General features: G+C 47.8%; 19 protein-coding genes. 14 read left to right on the forward strand and 5 right to left on the reverse strand.

Annotated features, from left to right (window positions below; all coding sequences use genetic code 11):
- Window positions 1-17: 17 nt before the first annotated feature.
- Window positions 18-740: a pseudouridine synthase gene (locus tag M1E03_RS05815; RefSeq protein WP_020452633.1), complete on the forward strand. Its 723-nt coding sequence runs from the start codon at window positions 18-20 to the stop codon at window positions 738-740.
- A gap of 122 nt (window positions 741-862) precedes the next feature.
- On the opposite strand, the gene M1E03_RS05820 is transcribed toward M1E03_RS05815, so the two are convergent.
- Complete coding sequence (locus tag M1E03_RS05820; RefSeq protein ID WP_003184500.1) at window positions 863-1,084, reverse strand: DeoR family transcriptional regulator; 222 nt, start codon at window positions 1,082-1,084, stop codon at window positions 863-865.
- 271 nt (window positions 1,085-1,355) lie between these two features.
- On the opposite strand from M1E03_RS05820, the gene M1E03_RS05825 reads away from it, so the two are divergent.
- Window positions 1,356-2,063, forward strand: a complete 708-nt coding sequence (locus M1E03_RS05825; protein WP_020452632.1) for an ABC transporter ATP-binding protein — start codon at window positions 1,356-1,358, stop codon at window positions 2,061-2,063.
- Entirely contained in the window at window positions 2,060-3,220 is a 1,161-nt protein-coding gene (locus tag M1E03_RS05830) for an ABC transporter permease (protein WP_103750242.1), read from the forward strand. The genes M1E03_RS05825 and M1E03_RS05830 overlap by 4 nt, the downstream gene beginning before the upstream one ends.
- 20 nt (window positions 3,221-3,240) lie before the next feature.
- Here the strand turns inward: M1E03_RS05830 and M1E03_RS05835 are convergent, their stop codons facing one another.
- Window positions 3,241-4,548 (reverse strand): NCS2 family permease, encoded by a 1,308-nt coding sequence (locus M1E03_RS05835; RefSeq protein WP_458110793.1) that lies wholly within the window; start codon window positions 4,546-4,548, stop codon window positions 3,241-3,243.
- Between the two features lie 107 nt (window positions 4,549-4,655).
- Between M1E03_RS05835 and pepV the strand changes: the two genes are divergently transcribed.
- From pepV to M1E03_RS05850, 3 genes are all read left to right on the forward strand, one after another.
- Entirely contained in the window at window positions 4,656-6,047 is a 1,392-nt protein-coding gene (pepV, locus tag M1E03_RS05840) for a dipeptidase PepV (protein WP_197407200.1), read from the forward strand.
- A 16-nt stretch (window positions 6,048-6,063) separates the two neighbouring features.
- A complete protein-coding gene (locus tag M1E03_RS05845) occupies window positions 6,064-6,537 on the forward strand; it encodes a DUF2691 family protein (protein WP_197407199.1) in 474 nt (157 codons plus the stop codon).
- A 100-nt stretch (window positions 6,538-6,637) separates the two neighbouring features.
- A complete protein-coding gene (locus M1E03_RS05850) occupies window positions 6,638-6,877 on the forward strand; it encodes a hypothetical protein (protein WP_231692465.1) in 240 nt (79 codons plus the stop codon).
- A gap of 91 nt (window positions 6,878-6,968) precedes the next feature.
- Here the strand turns inward: M1E03_RS05850 and cysK are convergent, their stop codons facing one another.
- On the reverse strand, window positions 6,969-7,901 hold the full coding sequence (gene cysK / locus M1E03_RS05855; protein ID WP_197407198.1) for a cysteine synthase A: 933 nt from the start codon (window positions 7,899-7,901) through the stop codon (window positions 6,969-6,971).
- A 139-nt stretch (window positions 7,902-8,040) separates the two neighbouring features.
- Here cysK and thpR point away from each other — a divergent pair, with 139 nt between their 5' ends.
- The 5 genes from thpR to M1E03_RS05880 all read left to right on the forward strand — a co-directional run bounded on the left by thpR (window position 8,041) and on the right by M1E03_RS05880 (window position 13,695).
- Complete coding sequence (gene thpR / locus M1E03_RS05860; RefSeq protein ID WP_075212772.1) at window positions 8,041-8,646, forward strand: RNA 2',3'-cyclic phosphodiesterase; 606 nt, start codon at window positions 8,041-8,043, stop codon at window positions 8,644-8,646.
- Window positions 8,630-9,571 (forward strand): hypothetical protein, encoded by a 942-nt coding sequence (locus M1E03_RS05865; protein ID WP_026579059.1) that lies wholly within the window; start codon window positions 8,630-8,632, stop codon window positions 9,569-9,571. The genes thpR and M1E03_RS05865 overlap by 17 nt, the downstream gene beginning before the upstream one ends.
- A gap of 52 nt (window positions 9,572-9,623) precedes the next feature.
- Window positions 9,624-10,544 carry a YegS/Rv2252/BmrU family lipid kinase gene (locus tag M1E03_RS05870; protein WP_103750239.1) on the forward strand — a complete coding sequence of 307 codons (921 nt, stop codon included), beginning with the start codon at window positions 9,624-9,626 and terminating at the stop codon, window positions 10,542-10,544.
- A 26-nt stretch (window positions 10,545-10,570) separates the two neighbouring features.
- Window positions 10,571-12,703, forward strand: a complete 2,133-nt coding sequence (pulA, locus tag M1E03_RS05875; protein WP_103750238.1) for a type I pullulanase — start codon at window positions 10,571-10,573, stop codon at window positions 12,701-12,703.
- Between the two features lie 188 nt (window positions 12,704-12,891).
- On the forward strand, window positions 12,892-13,695 hold the full coding sequence (locus M1E03_RS05880) for a phosphotransferase family protein (protein WP_020452621.1): 804 nt from the start codon (window positions 12,892-12,894) through the stop codon (window positions 13,693-13,695).
- On the opposite strand, the gene M1E03_RS05885 is transcribed toward M1E03_RS05880, so the two are convergent.
- Window positions 13,690-13,968 (reverse strand): YtzH-like family protein, encoded by a 279-nt coding sequence (locus M1E03_RS05885; protein ID WP_020452620.1) that lies wholly within the window; start codon window positions 13,966-13,968, stop codon window positions 13,690-13,692. The genes M1E03_RS05880 and M1E03_RS05885 overlap by 6 nt on opposite strands.
- 180 nt (window positions 13,969-14,148) lie before the next feature.
- Here M1E03_RS05885 and trmB point away from each other — a divergent pair, with 180 nt between their 5' ends.
- The 3 genes from trmB to M1E03_RS05900 all read left to right on the forward strand — a co-directional run bounded on the left by trmB (window position 14,149) and on the right by M1E03_RS05900 (window position 17,498).
- Entirely contained in the window at window positions 14,149-14,790 is a 642-nt protein-coding gene (trmB, locus tag M1E03_RS05890; RefSeq protein WP_023855521.1) for a tRNA (guanosine(46)-N7)-methyltransferase TrmB, read from the forward strand.
- Window positions 14,791-14,881: 91 nt separating this feature from the next.
- Entirely contained in the window at window positions 14,882-15,727 is an 846-nt protein-coding gene (locus tag M1E03_RS05895) for a YtnP family quorum-quenching lactonase (RefSeq protein ID WP_023855520.1), read from the forward strand.
- A gap of 73 nt (window positions 15,728-15,800) precedes the next feature.
- Window positions 15,801-17,498, forward strand: coding sequence for an NAD-dependent malic enzyme (locus tag M1E03_RS05900; protein WP_458110719.1), 1,698 nt, complete (start codon window positions 15,801-15,803; stop codon window positions 17,496-17,498).
- A gap of 35 nt (window positions 17,499-17,533) precedes the next feature.
- On the opposite strand, the gene M1E03_RS05905 is transcribed toward M1E03_RS05900, so the two are convergent.
- Window positions 17,534-17,848, reverse strand: a complete 315-nt coding sequence (locus M1E03_RS05905; RefSeq protein WP_020452616.1) for a PepSY domain-containing protein — start codon at window positions 17,846-17,848, stop codon at window positions 17,534-17,536.
- Between the last annotated feature and the right edge of the window lie 102 nt (window positions 17,849-17,950).

Here is a 17,950-nt window from a genome sequence, read left to right on the forward strand (position 1 = left end):
AAAAAGGGAGTGTCTTCATGAGATTGGATAAACTGTTGTCAAACAGCGGCTACGGTTCGAGAAAAGAAGTCAAAAAAATGCTGAAAAACGGGGCGGTACGCGTGAATGATCAACTGATCAAAGACGCAAAAGAGCATGTAGACCCGGAATCAGACGACATCACGGTTTACGGCGAACCCGTCGTTTATCAGGAATTTATTTACTTGATGATGAACAAGCCGCAAGGCGTGCTGTCAGCGACAGAAGACAGCCGCCAGGAAACGGTTGTTGATTTGCTCGATCCGGAGCTGTTGAGGTTTGAGCCGTTTCCGGTCGGAAGGCTTGACAAGGATACCGAGGGGCTGCTGCTTTTAACGAATGACGGCCAGTTGGCACACCAGCTTTTATCGCCGAAAAAACACGTGCCTAAAACGTATGAAGTACATGTCGATAAGCCTATTGATCAGGCGGCTCTCGATCAGCTTGAAAAAGGGGTCGATATCGGTGAAGGATATGTCACAAAACCGGCTGAAGCGTCGCTTTTGGCAAGCAAAAACGGCGTGGAACGTCTGCTTTTGACAATAACGGAAGGAAAATTTCATCAGGTTAAAAGAATGCTGAAGGCGGTCGGCCGTGACGTCATCTATTTAAAGCGGCTGAAAATGGGGGATGTCGATCTTGATGGAGAGCTTTTGCCGGGGGAATACAGAGAGCTCTCTGAGCACGAGCTTGCCGCATTGCAAAACAAAAAGACACTCTGATTCGTCGAGTGCCTGTAGAGCTGGTTTATGGGGCATCAAACTTCATCGGGTTTGATGCTTTTTATGTTTGATGGCTGTCCTATATGATATTCAGCGCTAAAGTTCAATTTTTCAGAATATTACTATGAGGAGATTTTCACTTTTTTTCTTGTAGTCTCCCATTTGCCTCTGCTGGGGCTGTGTACTAGATCGTTGTATGCCAACACATTCAGATCACGCTGGATTGTTCTCGGTGTAGTGCCAAATTCATCAACCAGTTCCTGGGTTGTAACGAGTCCTTTTTCTTGAATGAACATGTATACTGATTTGATCCTGGTTAGCATTCGGTTTGTTGAAGGTTTCAAACAACCACTCCCTATCGTATGATCGAATGGACTTGACTACCACAACTTACGACTCCAAAATGCAGCATGGACGGTTAGCGACCATTTCTTGAAAATGATCAATAAATATTATACACGATCTCTTTGCCAAATATCCAGAAAAAAGCCGGAGCCAAATTAATGAAAAAATGAAAATCGTGAGCAGAACATGCAGTACGATCACGTTTTTTTGCCAAAAAAATTTTAAACTTTTTCTAGCTTCATACGTAGTAAAAGAGAGGTGGTAAAGATAATGAAATTAAAAGTGCATATTGAGAAATCCGGTTATGAAGAAAAGGAATCGGCGATCGAAAATATATCGTTTACTGTGGGGGAAGGCGAGCTTGTCGGATTAATCGGACCGAATGGAGCGGGGAAAAGCACGACAATTAAAACGATACTCGGTTTAACAAGGCATATGGCCGGACAGGTTGAATGGGCTGAAACGTCAAACTATGCATACATACCTGAACAGCCCAGTTTTTACGACGAATTGACTTTATGGGAGCATATCACGGCTTTAGGGACGTTTTTGCAGGAGGACGAGTCCTCGTTTTTGCCGAGGGCGAATCGGCTCATCGAGCGATTCTCGCTGGAGCATGCGCTTCATGATTATCCGGGGAGCTTTTCGAAAGGGATGCAGCAAAAGCTGATGCTGATCCATGCTTTTCTCATGCAGCCTGATCTATATATTATCGATGAACCGTTTATCGGGCTCGACCCGATCGCAAGCCGCCTCTTTTTGGATATGCTGAAAGAAGAGCAGAAGCGGGGAGCGGGTATTTTGCTTTGTACGCATGTGCTGGATACCGCCGAGAAGATCTGTGACCGTTTTTTGCTGATTTCAAATGGCCGTCTGATGCTGGAAGGTACGCTCGAAGAGCTGCAGGAGAAAACCGGCCTTTCGGGTGGCTCGCTGCTTGACTGCTTTTACTTTGCTGTAAAAGGTGCTCCCGCATGAGCGGCCGGGCTCTGTTTATCAGCAGGCTGAAAGCGGACTGTCTTTATCAGCTCCGGATCATCAAACTGGTCATCGATTGGACGGTTGCGCTGTATATTGTACTGCCTGCGGCTGGAATCGGCGTTTATCAATATATCAAATGGCTGAATGGAGGGTCGTTTGATAACGGATGGCAGGCCGGATTGATTGTGCTTGCTCCGGCCGTTTTTACGCTGTTTGGGTCTGTGAGGACATTTTTAATGGAAGCTGATCAGCTTTATTTGTTGCAAAAAAAGACACTCGTGCTGGACATGAAAAGGTGCGGCTATTTATATTGTCTGTTTATCCAGTTTTGCAAATGGCTGTTGGCGGCGGCCGTGTTTACTCCTCTGTTCGTCAGACAATTTGGGATTGAACTGCCCGCTTGTCTCGCCGTATTCTTTTTTTATTTCTGTCTCAATTCCTTGATCACCGTCTTGAAGAGGCGGAACATCGGATGGCAGTACAAGCTGAAACACCGGGTGCTGAACGCCGGACTGATCTTTTTCGTGTGGCTGTCGGCTTGTGCAGTTGTTTTGTTGTTTTCCTGGCCGGTTGTACTCTTGAGCGGCATGGTGCTGTCTGTGGCCGCGCTGAAGACCGCCGGCGGCACTCTCGGCAACATGTATCTATTTTATGAAGAGGTTGAATTTGATAACAGAAGAAAGCTGAGACTCACAAAATTTTTCCTGTCGCTGAACCTGGATGGAAGCGTGCCGAAGCAGGGGAAACGAGGGGCAAAAAGGCCGCGGCTGTTCTTTAAAAAATCTCGGAACATCTTTAAAGCCCGTACAGTGCAAAATGGCCTTAAGGAAATCTTTTTTAAAGTGATGCTGCGCCATCCGGACTATAAAAGACAGGTTATTCAAATGATCGGCATTTTTACGGCGCTGATCATGGTTGGACCGATCTGGATGAAAGCGGGCGCTCTCCTGGTTTTTGCCTTCGCTTATCGAAGTCTGTTGTCCGTCCATTTTGACAAGGTGATGGAACGCGTTTTTTTGCTGGGGGCAGACAAAGAAAGCGACGCTTTTTATGAAGCCAGGCGGAATTCCATTGACTGGTTTTTCTATCCGGGGTTGATCTGGTGCTGCCTCGTCATCGCGCTCAGCCTGATGCTGAAAACCCCGTCTTTTTAAAAAAGACGGGGTTCAGTTGTTTAATGCCCTTCCAAAAAGAAGAGGTGTATGAAAAAGAGAACGGCAAACACGAAGACAAGCGGATGAATTTCGCGCCATTTGCCTTTCGCGGCTTTGACAATCGGATAAGAAATAAACCCGAGGGAAATGCCTGTCGCAATAGATGATGTCAGCGGCATTGTCAAAATGACGAGAAAGGCCGGGAATGCTTCGTCAAGCTCTTTCCAGCGAATGTTGGTGACAGCGCCGATCATCATGCTTCCTACAATGATCAATGCCGGCGATGTAATCGCTGAGATCCCGGAGACCGCGCTCACAAGCGGGCTGAAAAACAGCGCCGCTCCGAAAAGCACAGCGACTGTAAAAGACGTAAGCCCTGTTCTTCCGCCTGCGGCCACCCCTGCGGATGATTCGATATAAGCGGTCGTCGGGCTTGTCCCGAACATTGCGCCGATCGTCGTCGCTGTCGAATCGGCAAGAAGGGCTTTTCTTGCATTCGGCAGTTTGTTGTTTTTCATGAGTCCGGCTTGTTCGGCGACACCGATCATCGTTCCTGTCGTATCAAAAATCGTGACGAGCAGGAACGAGAAGACAACCGAATAAAGGCCGTAGTGGACGACATCTCCAAAAGCGGCGAAAGGGTTTGTGACGATCAGTTTTTCCGGCAGATGAGGCATTGACAGAATCCCTTTGGTAAACTCAAGCTGGCCGGTAAAAAAGGCGATCAGGCCGGTTAAGATCATACCGAAAAATAGAGCGCCGTTCACATTCATGACCATCAAAACGACGGAGAAAGCCAAGCCGATTAGTGCCAGGATCACTCCGGGCGAGTGCAGATTGCCGAGTCCGACCAAATTGGATTCATTGGCGGTAATGATTCCGGCTCCTCTCAGACCGACAAAAGCGATAAACAAGCCGATTCCGGTGGTAATCCCGTATTTTAGATTAGCCGGAATGGCTTCGATCAGTTGTTTTCTAAGAGGTGTTAGCGATAAGATAATAAAGAGGATACCGGCCGCGAAAACAGCGCTGAACGCTGTCTGGTAAGAAATTTCGCCGTTGGACGAGCCGACGACTGACACTGCAAAATACGCATTCAGCCCCATCCCGGGTGCAATCGCGATCGGAAAGTTGGCGGAAAGCGCCATCCAAAGCGTTCCGACGACGGCAGCAATGATTGTGGCAGTGAACACTTGATCAAACGGGACGCCTGTACCGGATAGGATACTAGGGTTGACCACGACGATATAAACCATTGTAAAGAAGGTTGTAATACCGGCGAGGATTTCTTTTTTGACTGTGGTTTGGTTTTCTTTTATGTTAAACATCATTTCCTCCAATAACGAACATTATAGCAAAACAATATCTATATTATTCGTTATCGGGTGTTTTTGCAAGGGTTTTTGGCTAAACTGAAAAAAGAAGGGGCGAAATTATGAACTGGGAACAGGAAGTGTCAAAAAGACGGAATGAGATCGTAGAGGATATTCAAGGTTTTTTAAAAATCAACAGCGTCCTTGATGAAGAGACGGCGGGTCCGGGTCGGCCGTTTGGAAAAGGAATTCAAGAATGCCTGACAGCGCTTTTGAATAAAGGGGAAGAAAGCGGATTTACGGTCAAAAATCTTGACGGGTATGCAGGCCATATCGAATGGGGGAAAGGCGAGGAGATCATCGGCGTGCTTTGCCATATTGATGTCGTTCCGCCCGGAGATGGCTGGACGAGCGATCCGTTTGCTGCAGAAATTAGAGACGGCCGCATCTATGCAAGGGGAGCGCTTGATGATAAAGGGCCGACAATGGCCGCGTATCATGCATTAAAAATTGTCAAAGACTCCGGCCTCCCATTATCAAAGCGAATCAGAATGATTATCGGCACTGATGAAGAAAGCGACTGGCGCTGTGTGGAGCATTATTTTAAACACGAAGAGATGCCTTCGGTCGGTTTTGCGCCTGATGCTGATTTTCCGATTATCTATGCGGAAAAAGGCCTGATTGACGCGGCTTTAAAAATTGAAACTGATCAAGCGGAAACAGGTGCGGACTTAACATTGGAGACTTTCCGATCCGGCCGGCGTCTGAACATGGTGCCTGATGACGCCGAAGCCGTCCTAGAGGGGTCTGCCCCATCAGGTTTTGAAGAGTCATTTGTCCGGTTTGTAAAAGAAAAGCGCGCAGAAGGGCGTATTCTTCAAGAAGACGGCAGACTGACATTAACCGTGTACGGCAAATCAGCTCACGCCATGGAGCCTAATAACGGTGTCAATGCCGGCCTCATTTTGTCCGAGTTTTTACATACCCAATCCCTTGACAGAGCCGGGCTCCAGTTTGTTCAAACGGTTAGCGGGGCTTTTGCCGGAGATACGAGAGGGAAAAAAATCGGCATCGGCTGCCGCGATGACATCAGCGGAGAGCTGACGTTGAATGTCGGCCGGCTGCAGTATGAACAGGAAAAAGGCGGAGAAGCCCATATTAACATCCGCTATCCTGTGACTGAAGAGAGCGATCGGGTGAAATCCGGGCTTTCGCAAATAAAGGGCGCCCGGCTGGTGAGCTTTAAAGACAGCAAGCCCCATCATGTAGCAAAAGACCATGAGCTGATCCAAACGCTGCAGCGGGTCTATGAGGAGCAGACAGGGGAAACGGCACAATTAATTTCGATCGGAGGGGCGACATATGCACGGTCACTGGAAGCCGGCGTGGCATTTGGACCGCTGTTTCCAGGCCGTCCCGACGTTGCCCATCAGAAAGACGAGTATATGGAAATTGATGATCTGCTGAAGGCTGTATCGATTTATGCACAGGCCATTTATGAATTGGCGAAGTAGCAAAGAGAGTGATGACATGAGTCATAAGCGAGGCGTTTTATTTGAAATCCCGAACGGGTACGGGCGCTTTCTTCTCGATATGCTGAAGCCGGTTGAACCGGCCGATTTCAATTGGCTGCTTGCCGATGGCGAATGCTATCTCGTAGAAAACGGTGAATTTTCAGATGAAAATCTTTTTCCTCAAGATCCGCAGGTGATGACAGGAGAAGCATTTAAAAAAAGGCTGGAAGACGCAAGGTACTATCTCATCTTCGCCGATCTGAAGGCTTTTCCGAAGGATGGCCATCCTGAAGATGTCAGCACATATGAATCATATATGAAAAGCAGCTGCGAGCTGATTGTGCTTACAGCCGATTCGAGTTTTGTCACGATATACTGCAAAGATCAAAAAAAACTGGAGCTTCTATATCAAAATGCAAAGGACTGCGGTTTCAAGCGGATTGAATATATAACGGATCACAACGATGCCAGGACAGGAATGCATGTGTAGCATAACGAAGACGGCCGCTCTCTAGAGCGGCTTTTTTGCTGTTAAACATTGCTGTTTTCAGGAGAGGGGCTTTTTGAAGCAGGAAAAGGAATAGCTGCATGTGAGGAAACGGTTTTATGCATTTTATTTTTTGTTCTTTTTCGGTTACGGGCGTTTTATCCGCTTCTTTCCGTATCGGCAGACCCTCGAATTCGTTGTCAGGCCTGCTAAGTCGGTGCTCACGAACAAAAGAGAAACGGCGGCTAACGGAGCAGGCGTCGTCCTGCCTGAACACTGCCGTCATCACAACCAGCTCCAATGCTCGGCCTTCCTAGACTGCAAGGGTTGCGGTTCACGCTAAAAAGATGGAAAAATCCCAAAACGTCTCTTAGCTTTGGGATTTTTTCAACAATCTGAGCCTGATTTCACAACAGAAACCAGGCTTTTCTCTCTTAATCAAATTGAAATAAATCGCTTGATAAATAGCGTTCTCCTGTATCGGCTGTCATACATACGACCACTTTGTCGGGAGGGAGCTTCTTAGCTGTTTCAACAGCGGCGAAGCAAGCGGCCCCAGAAGAAGGGCCGACAAGGATTCCTTCTTCCCGCGCCAATCTGCGCGTTATCTCATAGGCTTCTTCGTCCTTGATCTTTAAGATTTCGTCATAGACGCTTTCGTTTAAAATGTTTGGAATAAATCCCGGACTTGTCCCGACAAGCTTGTGCTTTCCCGGTTTGCCCCCGGATAAAACAGGCGACCCTGCAGGTTCTGCCACATGAACGGTTATCCCCGGAAATAACGCTTTCAGCTTTTCGCCTGTTCCGGTAATCGTTCCCCCTGTTCCTGCTGTTGCAACAAATGCGGCAAGCGGTTTGCCGATTTCTTCTATTGCCCGGGCAATTTCCAGAGCGGTTGATCTCCGGTGAGCCTCCGGATTGGCTTCATTATCAAACTGCATCGGAATAAAGCTGCCCGGAATTTCCCGAGCAAGCTCCTGCGCTTTTTTGATGCTGCCCGGCATCCTTTCATCCCCCGGCGTCAGGACGACCTCAGCTCCGTACGCTTTCAGAAGGTTGATCCGCTCTTTTGTCATCGTATCAGGCATAACAAGAATGGCTTTGTAGCCTCTTGCCGCAGCGTTCATCGCAAGGCCGATGCCGGTGTTTCCGCTCGTCGGTTCGATGATGGTTGAACCCGGTTTCAGCAGGCCTTTTTCTTCGGCATCCACAATCATTTGGTAGGCCGCGCGGTCTTTCACGCTTCCGCTCGGATTAAAAGATTCAAGCTTGATATAAACTTGGGCTGCGTTTTCGGGCTGAACGCGGTTCAACTTGACAAGGGGCGTTTCCCCGATTAATTCTGCAATATTGTGAACGGCTTTCACGGCTGTGCACCCTTTCCAAAAAACATGATTCTGTCATTATCCTATCATAAGGCCTCGGAAAGTGGAAAATAGAGAGGTTATAAGTCCTTATATTTTTTGTTAAAATATAGAGAAGACGAATGAGGAGGAAGCCATACATATGTCAGTCAAACCGCATTACTTTATTGGAATTCCAATTCCGGCGGAGCTTAGTGAGCCGCTTTATCGAACAGTCAGCAGCCGTCCGGAATTTTCTTTTCATAGATGGGTGCATCCTTTGGACTACCACATCACCCTCGTGTTCCTCGGCTCCGCTGAAGAAGAGCAGCTGGCTATGCTTGCTGACAGCCTCAAGCTGATCTCCGCTGAGACGGCTCCGTTTCAGATTGCCTTGAAACGTTTCGGAACCTTCGGCAAGCCGTCGGAGCCGAGAATTCTTCATGTGGAACCGGAATACTCAGACGCTCTCTTTCACGTGAGGGAACGGGTGAAGCATGCTGCAGATGCGGCGGGATTTGAAATTGAAAAACGGCCTTTTCATCCACATATGACGGTCGCCAGAAAGTGGAATGGATCGGCCTCTTTTAACGGCCGCCTGGAGCCTCTTGAAGACGCGGTGTCTTTTACGGCCGGGCATTTCACCATCTTTCAAACTCATTTAGACAGGCTTCCCAAATATGAGCATCAAGCCGTTTTCCATTTCGGTGAACGGCCGGCTGCAGAAAAGCAGGATTCGGAGATGAACGCAGATGGCACAGATTATTAAAATACAGGACTGCATTTCAAGGTATGAACAGGATCCTTATCATTATATCAACCAGTTTATCCGCTTGAAAAAGCAGCGCTGGCAGTCAATTAAAGAGATAGCTGAGAAAAAGAAAGACAGCCTTCATTACGATAAAGAAGCCGCCGATGATGAAGCGGTCGGAAAAAGAAAGAAGACATTTACATTAAAGAGAAAAAAAGAAGCATCCGATATTAATAAAGGAAAAGAAGCCGATGAATGGTTTAACGGACTGGATGGAGAAACGGATGAAAGCTTGATTGCAAGAATTCCTGCGGCAGGGGAGGAACTCGTGTCGTTTTTCAAAGAATACGTGTACGAGTTTCAGCTGAAATGGGCAAGCTCGACAATCTCTGACATATCCAGGCTTTCCCGGGAAATAAAAAGCGATAAAATCCTGCACATTTTGGCACAGCAGCTGCCGGATTCATATTTCATCATGTATCGGCCGGTGCTGCAGGTGAATCAGGCTGCGGTAGAGCTCAGCGTCTTGATTCTCACACCTCTTGAGATCTACTGTATATCATTTCTCGAAGGCGAGAAGGACAGCGCATTTATCGGTTCCAAAGATCGTTTTTGGAAAGAAAAAACGGTAAGGGGAAGGGAACGGTCACTGTTAAATCCGGCTGTTGAGCTTCTCAGGACAGGCACGGTTCTTTCCGGCTTGTTAAAGGGATCGGGGATTGAACTGCCTGTGCGCAAAGTCGTTGTCAGCCGGACATCGTATATCGATTATCCGGAACCTCCTTACGGTATCAGCATTTGCGACAAAAGACACTGGAAAGAGTGGCTGGAGAAGCAGCAAAAGAACTTCGCCCCGATTAAAAGCCAGCAGCTGAAAACGGCGAAAATTCTGTTGTCGCACGGCGTCTCCGACTCGATGCGGAGACAGGAATGGCTGAGCTGACCGCCAGAACGTTATCCCGGCTTTTTCATACTATAAAATGGAGAATGGAATCATGAGCGATTGGTATATCATCATAAATCCAAAGGCGGGAAATGCGACGGCCTTCAGAGTATGGAAATCATTGCAGAAAGACCTTCAAAAGGCAAATATATCGTACCGCTCATTTATGACCCAGCATCCCGGGCATGCTGAAGTGTTGGCAAGGCAAATATCAACGATGCAGGATGACAGGCTGAAGCGTCTGCTGGTGATCGGCGGGGACGGAACCGTCCATGAAGTGCTCAACGGCTTAGTCAGCTTGCGGGACATTCAGCTGAGCGTCATCCCGTCGGGCTTAAATAATGATTTTAAACGCGGCTTTGCCGTGAAAAAATCGAATGTCATTAAAGAAATGAAGCGAAAAGGGCAATCGCTGACCCGGACCTATGCCCTCGGAAGCTTTCATACGAAAGACAGTGAAAACGAACTTTATTTTGCCAATCATCTCAGCCTGGGATTTGATGCCTGCGCCGTCAAAAAGATGACTGCTTTGCCGAAATGGACAGCTGCTCTCAGGCTGAGTCATTTGATTCAGCCGCTGATTTTCTTTGTTACGGCGTTTACGTTTAAACCGTTTGTTCTTTCGTATGAGAATGGGGATGACAAGCGTACGTTTAAAAAAATCTGGTTTGCGTCGGTTTCAAATCACCCCTACTATGGCGGAGACATGAAGATTGCACCGAACGCGAATCCGCGGGATGAGTTTTTAGATGTGATCATTATTGAAGACCGCTCCGTATTGAAAAAAGCCGGCCTCTTGTTTGCAATGATATTCGGCAAACACATCGGTAAAAACGGTGTTACGGCGTTTAAGACGAAAGAAATTTATTTTCATACGAATGAGCGGGTGCTCTTTCAAGCGGATGGAGAGGTGATCGGCTGGGCGCCCGTTTTCATCAAAACAGGGACCGAATCTCTTCGGTTAAGAGCATAAATCTTTCGAATGAAGGAGAGACTGAGATGCCGGGTATCAGCCGCCCCTTTGAAGCTTATCTCGATGAAATGAGAACGATCACTGTTTTAGTTCCGAAGAGCCGCGCCTCAAGCTGCAGCCCCCCTTTTCTGCTTGAAGATGATCAAGGAGGGAAGATAGAGCTTTCGGTAAAAGCGACGGAGGAGCTTGAGGAGAAATTCAAGTATGTTCTCGAAAGCAGCCGCCCCGTTCCATTCGGAAGAGTTCATAAAGTATGCTGTGAAGAAAGCGTCTGGACAGACCTGCAAATTGGTTCTGTTACGCGAAGTGCGGCGTTTGACAAGGCTTTTTTTTATGACGGCCGTCTCGGTGCTTTTTATTCAAAAGAGCGTACTTTATTTAAGGTATGGGCGCCGACCGCGAGTACGGCAGCGATCAAGCTGGAGAGCCCTGATTCGCTTCAAACAAATACTTTTCAAATGATGCGCAGAGAAAAGGGTGTTTTTGAGGTAACGATCGAAGGCGATCTGAACGGCTGGTCCTATTTATATAAGCTTTATGTAAACGGGACGCCGTTATTGACAGTCGATCCTTATGCGAAAGCTGTTACGGTAAACGGGGAAAAGGGCGTTGTAATAGATCCTGAGGAAGTCAAAGTGGAAAAATACCGTGCGCCAAGCCTTCACAGTCCGTGTGATGCGGTTATATATGAGGTTCACATCCGCGATTTTTCGATTCATGAAGACAGCGGTATGCGCCATAAAGGCAAATATCTTGCTTTCACAGAGGACGGAACTGAAACGTCCGGCGGCTTCTCAACGGGAATTGCCTATTTGAAAGAGCTCGGCGTCACCCATATCGAGGTTCTGCCCTTTCACGATTTTGCCGGAGTTGACGAGCTGTCTCCGGACCAATCCTATAATTGGGGCTATAACCCCCTTCATTTTAATGCGCCTGAAGGAAGCTATTCGCTCGATCCGCAGAACCCCAAAAGCAGAATCACCGAGCTGAAAACGATGATTCAGACGCTGCACAAACACGGCTTCTCCGTGATCATGGATGCCGTATATAATCATGTGTACAAGAGGGAAACATCCCCTTTTGAAAAAACGGTTCCCGGGTATTTTTTCAGACATAATGAATACGGTTTTCCAGCCGACGGAACAGGCGTCGGAAATGACATTGCATCTGAGCGGCTGATGGTGCGAAAATATATTCTCGATTCTGTCCGCTATTGGCTTGAAGAATATGATGTCGACGGAATTCGTTTTGATTTAATGGGCATTCTTGATATTGAAACCGTCCGCCAAATTAGTAAGCTTGCCGAGAATGTGAAGCCGGACGCGCTCCTGTTCGGAGAAGGCTGGGATTTAAATACCCCGCTTGAAAGCGGGCAAAAAGCAACATTGCAAAATGCCGGGAAAGTTCCGGCGGTCGGCTTTTTTAATGATCGGTTCAGAAACGCAGTCAAAGGGAGTACATTTGAGCTCGGTGACCGCGGATATGCTTTAGGGGACACTGGAAAAAAAGCTGAGCTTCAACATGGAATTGCCGGCTCACCGGGATTCTTGCTGCCGCCACAGTCAATCAATTATGCGGAGTGCCATGACAATCATACGTTTTGGGATAAGATGGCCTTCTGTTCGGAAGAAGATGCCTGCACAAAACGGCTCAGACAAAGGCTCGCGCTGTCGATCGTCCTGCTTTCGCAAGGCGTTCCATTTCTTCATGCCGGGCAGGAATTTTGCCGAACAAAGAATGGGGACAGCAACAGCTACAGGTCGGGAGATGGCATCAACAGGCTCGATTGGGAAAAGCGGGCGGAGCTTTGCGAGGACGTCGAATATGTGCGCCAGCTGATCAGGCTGCGGAGAAGCCATCCCGCTTTTCGTCTGCAAAAAGAGGAGGAAGTCAAGGAACATCTTTCTTTTATGAGCGGTACAGGAGAAGTGACGGCCTACAAGCTGAAGAACATTGCAGCATTTGATCCCTGGAACGAAATCATAGTGGTGCATTGTCCGTCTGCAAAAAAGGAAACGCTTGAGCTGCCCGCCCAGAAACAGTACTTGCTGCACTGCGATCCTTTTACGTTCTTCAATGGGAAGGTTCAAGCGGAAAAAAGGCTTCGGCTGAACGGCATCGGAACCTATGTTCTATACGAACCAAAAGGGATTTTTTAGTTTTGCTTGACGAAGTTTGGCGTCTAGCGCTAAAATTTAAAAGACGGCTATTGTTTAGCACAAATGACTCTCAATAGCCGTCTTTTTATTTGAATATAAAGAGACGACAATACAAGCGGTTTGCTGCCCGCTCTAGGGAGCAGATGCTTTTTAAAATCTTTTAATGAAATGATGGGTTGAAAATCGATATGAACTGGTTGGGACAATTACTAGGTAGCGAATGGGAGATTTCCCCCGCAGGAGGAGCTACAGGAGACGCATATTATGCAGAACATAATGGACAGCAGCTTTTTTTAAAGCGCAACAGCTCTCCTTTTTTGGCTGTCCTGTCCGCGGAAGGAATTGTTCCTAAGCTCGTTTGGACAAAACGAATGGAAAACGGGGATGTGATTACAGCACAGCACTGGCTCAAGGGAAGAGAACTGAAGCCGAAGGATATGAACAGCCAGGCGGTGGCTGAGATGCTTCGGAAAATTCACAGCTCCAAAGAGCTTTTAGACATGCTGAAGAGACTCGGCAAGCAGCCTTTTCAGCCAAGCTCTGTAATCACTCAATTGAAGCAGTTTATCCAGGCCCGGCAATATCCGATACCGCAGCTTGACCAAGCCCTTTTGTATCTGGAGCACCATCTCGATGATGTACAGTCCGGAGAAAAGGTCGTCTGTCACTGCGATGTGAATCATAACAATTGGCTTCTTACAGATCAGAACCAGCTTTATTTAATCGATTGGGATGGAGCGATGATTGCAGACCCCGCGATCGATCTGGGGCCGCTTCTTTATCATTACGTTGAAGAGCGGGAATGGGGAAGCTGGCTCGAACGCTACGGCTCTTCGTTAACGGACAATCTCAGGCTGAGAATGGCCTGGTACGTATTGGCGGAAAAAGCAATGACAACACTCTGGCAAGAAGCGAAAGGCAATCAGGAAGGCTTTCACCAAGGGCTGGAACAGCTTCACGCATTAATGAAGCGTCTCGCCGGAGCTTCATGAAAATGAGCCGATATCTTCCACCCATTGTGTGAGATGATCCTGGTGTTCCTGAATGTGGCTGTTGATTGAAGCGGACGATTTTCCCCTCTGGCTGTACAAATAAATGTCTTCGAGGACGCCTTTTAGGCCGGCGTCAAGATTCGTATTTGCCATTAAAGACTTGATAATCCGCTCCATCTGTTCGCACTCAGCGACGGTTCCGGTGCAGTCTGCCTGATGGTCTGAGAGAATATCTTTTAATAGATGAATCTGATTTTGCTGATTTAAGCCCATAATATTGGCACTTCCCTTCATTCTCGGAGTATATGGATTAAAATGTTCAGAAAGCTGTAATTTATACGCGAAAGACCCGGAGGCCGATCTTCGGTCTTTTTTGCTTTGGAAGAGGCCTTGCGGGATTCCGGGATTTCATGGTATGTTGTAAGACGATATAACAAATAGAGGTGTAAGTACATGCGAATGCGTCACAAGCCTTGGGCGGATGACTACCTGGCTGAAAACTCTCATATTGTGATCAGCGAGCCGTCTCAATGTAAAGGGAAATGGCATTCCATTTTTGGAAATGACAACCCGATCCACATCGAAGTAGGAACCGGAAAAGGGCAATTTATTTCAGGAATGGCCCTGCAAAATCCGGATGTAAACTATATCGGAATCGAATTATTTAAAAGCGTCATCGTAACCGCTGTTGATAAAGTAAAGCAGACAGAGGCGCCGAATGTAAAGCTTTTGAACATTAATGCCAATATGCTTTCAGACGTTTTTGCAGATGGGGAGGTCGACCGGGTCTATTTGAATTTTTCCGACCCGTGGCCGAAAAAACGCCATGCAAAGCGCCGTCTGACCAATCAAGCGTTCTTGAAAAAGTATGAGCAGGTGCTCGGAGGCAAGGGAGCGATTCATTTCAAAACCGATAACCGCGGGTTATTTGAGTACTCCCTTACCAGTTTTTCCGAATACGGACTCGTTTTGACGTTCGTCAGCCTTGACCTGCATCAAAGCGATTTTCAAGGAAACGTGATGACCGAATACGAAGAAAAGTTCGCCGCTAAAGGCCAGCCGATCTACAGAGTAGAAGCTGAATGGCGAACATAAAAAACAGACTGCTTCCGGCGGTCTGTTTTTTTGCTTTCAAATGAAGCTTCGGGTTGCGTTTTTTGCTACGATAGGAGAAGGAGGGATGATCATGGAAACTTTAACAATCGGACGAATCAAGCTGACATGGCTGAACGGAGGCGTCACACACATGGACGGAGGCGCCATGTTCGGCGTTGTGCCCAAGCCGCTTTGGTCTAAAAAGTATGACGTCAATGAGAAAAATCAGATCGAACTGAGAACAGACCCTATACTTGTTCAGAAAGACGGCACAAATTTGCTGATCGATTCCGGTATCGGACGCGGCAAACTGACGGATAAGCAGAAACGAAATTACGGGGTCACCGAAGAATCGTCAATTGCTGACTCGTTAAAAGCACTCGGGCTCTCAACGGAAGATATCAACGCCGTTCTGATGACACATCTCCATTTTGACCATGCATGCGGATTGACGCGATATGAGGGAGAAAGCCTTGTTTCCGTGTTTCCGAATGCAGCGATTTACACGTCTGCGATCGAATGGGAAGAGATGAGAAATCCGAATATCCGCTCCAAAAATACATATTGGAAAGAAAACTGGGAAGCAGTTCAGCATCAAGTGAGGACCTTCGATGAGAAGCTCGAAGTTTTGCCGGGAATTACGATGCATCATACAGGCGGCCACAGCGACGGTCATTCCGTGATCGTTCTTGAGGATGCCGGCGAAACGGCCCTTCATATGGCTGATATTATGCCGACGCATGCCCATCAGAATCCTCTCTGGGTGCTGGCGTACGACGATTATCCGATGACATCGATTGCGGCGAAGCAAGCATGGCAGGCGAAAGCCGCCGAGAAAAACGCCTGGTACATTTTTTACCATGACGCCATTTATAGGGCATTAAAATGGGATGAAAACGGCGAGATTGCAGAGTCAGTAAAGAGAGAAAGGCGCTAAGCTATTTTGGTGAATGGTTTGCTTTGTAGTTATCCATCCTAAGGATAACTAACTTTTGAAAGGAAGACGACGGGTGAGCCACAATAATCTGAATGAACAAGTGATCGAGACGCAATTAAGAGGATTTGAAGTCCTTGCAACGCCCCTGCTGAACAAAGGGGTTGCCTTCCCTCCGGAGGAAAGGGAAGCTCTCGGCTTGACAGGATTGCTTCCTCCCAAGGTGCTGACGCTTGAAGAACAGGCAAAACGGGCGTATAAACAGTTCCAATCACAACCTGATGGCTTGAGCAAAAACGTCTATTTAACGGCGCTTCATGACCGAAATGAAGTGCTGTTCTACAGGCTTCTGAACGACCATATGACAGAAATGCTGCCGATTGTTTATACCCCGACTGTCGGAACGGCAATCCAGCAATACAGCCATGAATACAGAAAGCCGCGGGGGCTGTTTTTGTCGGTTAATGACCCTGAAGGCATGAAAACGGCATTTGAAAATCTGGCCGCTAAAAAAAGCCGGATCGATTTGATTGTGGCCACTGATGCTGAAGGGATTCTCGGAATCGGGGATTGGGGAGTCGGAGGCATCGCCATTTCGATCGGAAAGCTTGCCGTTTATACTGCGGCTGCGGGCATCGATCCTAACAAGGTCCTTCCCGTTGTCATTGATGCGGGGACGAACCAGGAAAGGCTTCTCAATGATCCGCTTTATGTCGGGAATCAGCATTCAAGAATCAGAGGCGAGCGTTATGAATCGTTTATTGATCAATACGTTCAAATCGCAACCGAGACGTTTCCGGGCGTTTTGCTGCATTGGGAAGATTTCGGAACGCAAAATGCACGTCAGATTTTAAAAAAATACAAAGACAAAATTTGCACCTTTAACGACGACATTCAAGGCACAGGAGCAGTCACCCTTGCAGCGGTGCTTGCGGCCGTCAAAATATCGAAAATGCCCCTAAAAGATCATAAAGTGGTCATATTCGGAGCGGGGACGGCCGGGATCGGCAACGCAGAGCAAATTCGCGCCGCTCTTGTTCAAGAGGGGGTGTCGGAAGAGGAATCATACCGCCGTTTTTGGTGTGTTGACCGGAACGGTTTGCTGACAGATGATATGAACGACTTGCAGGACATTCAAAAGCCGTATGCACGGCCTGCCGACGAGGTCAAAGACTTTAGCCGGAACGGCCCGGGGGATACAATCGATCTGCTTGAGGTGGTAAAACAAGTGCAGCCTACCATTTTGATTGGAACCTCTACTGTATCGGGCGCATTTACAGAAGAAATCGTAAAAGAAATGGCAAAGCATGTGAAACGGCCGGCTATATTTCCGATGTCCAATCCGACGCCGTTATCTGAAGCAAGACCAGAAGATTTGATCAAATGGACGGAAGGGCGGGCGCTCGTCGCCACAGGAAGCCCGTTTGCGCCTGTCGATTACAACGGCACCCGTTATGCGATCGGCCAGGCGAACAATGCCTTTGTATTCCCCGGTCTCGGTCTCGGAACGCTCGTATCAAAAGCAAGGCTGATTACGGACAACATGTTTTACGCCAGCGCAGCTGCGATCGCGGGTATGGTTGACATCGGACGGCCCGGCGCAGCGCTCCTTCCGGAGGTTGAGGATTTGCGCACGGTTTCCGCAACAGTGGCAACGGCTGTCATTAAAGCAGCCATAAAAGACGGAGTTGCAGAAAATGAGCCGGGCGATGTGATTCAAGCTGTACAGGATGCGATGTGGCATCCGGTCTACCGGCCGATTCGCGCCATATAAAAAATGCGGCCATTTCAGGCCGCATTTTTTTGATGCTATGCTGCGGTATCAATCACATCTACGATCATGCCTGTCTTCGCATCAACCATGACTTCGTACTGTTCAAGCTCTCCGAAAGCAGAACGTGTAATGCCTGTTTTGTACACCATGACGGTTTCGCCGTTTACGGTATAGGCTTCCGGAACGGTATATATCCATGAACCGTCGATCGGGCCTCTCTGTTTAAAAGCGGACTTGACGATGCGCAGCGCTTTTTCAGAAGAAATGTAAGGCTGCATGACATATTGTTTGACAACAACGGCCGCGGCAATGCCGATGCCGGCCCCAAGAAGAAAATGGCGCAGTTTCATCTTTTCAGCACCTCCAAAGCTTGTTTTTTTCATTATACAGAACATGTCCGTCCGTGTTAAGGATGGGCTCTCTTCTGGAAACACATCGCACACTTATGTAAA

The organism is Bacillus sp. PK6-013 (assembly GCF_054161445.1).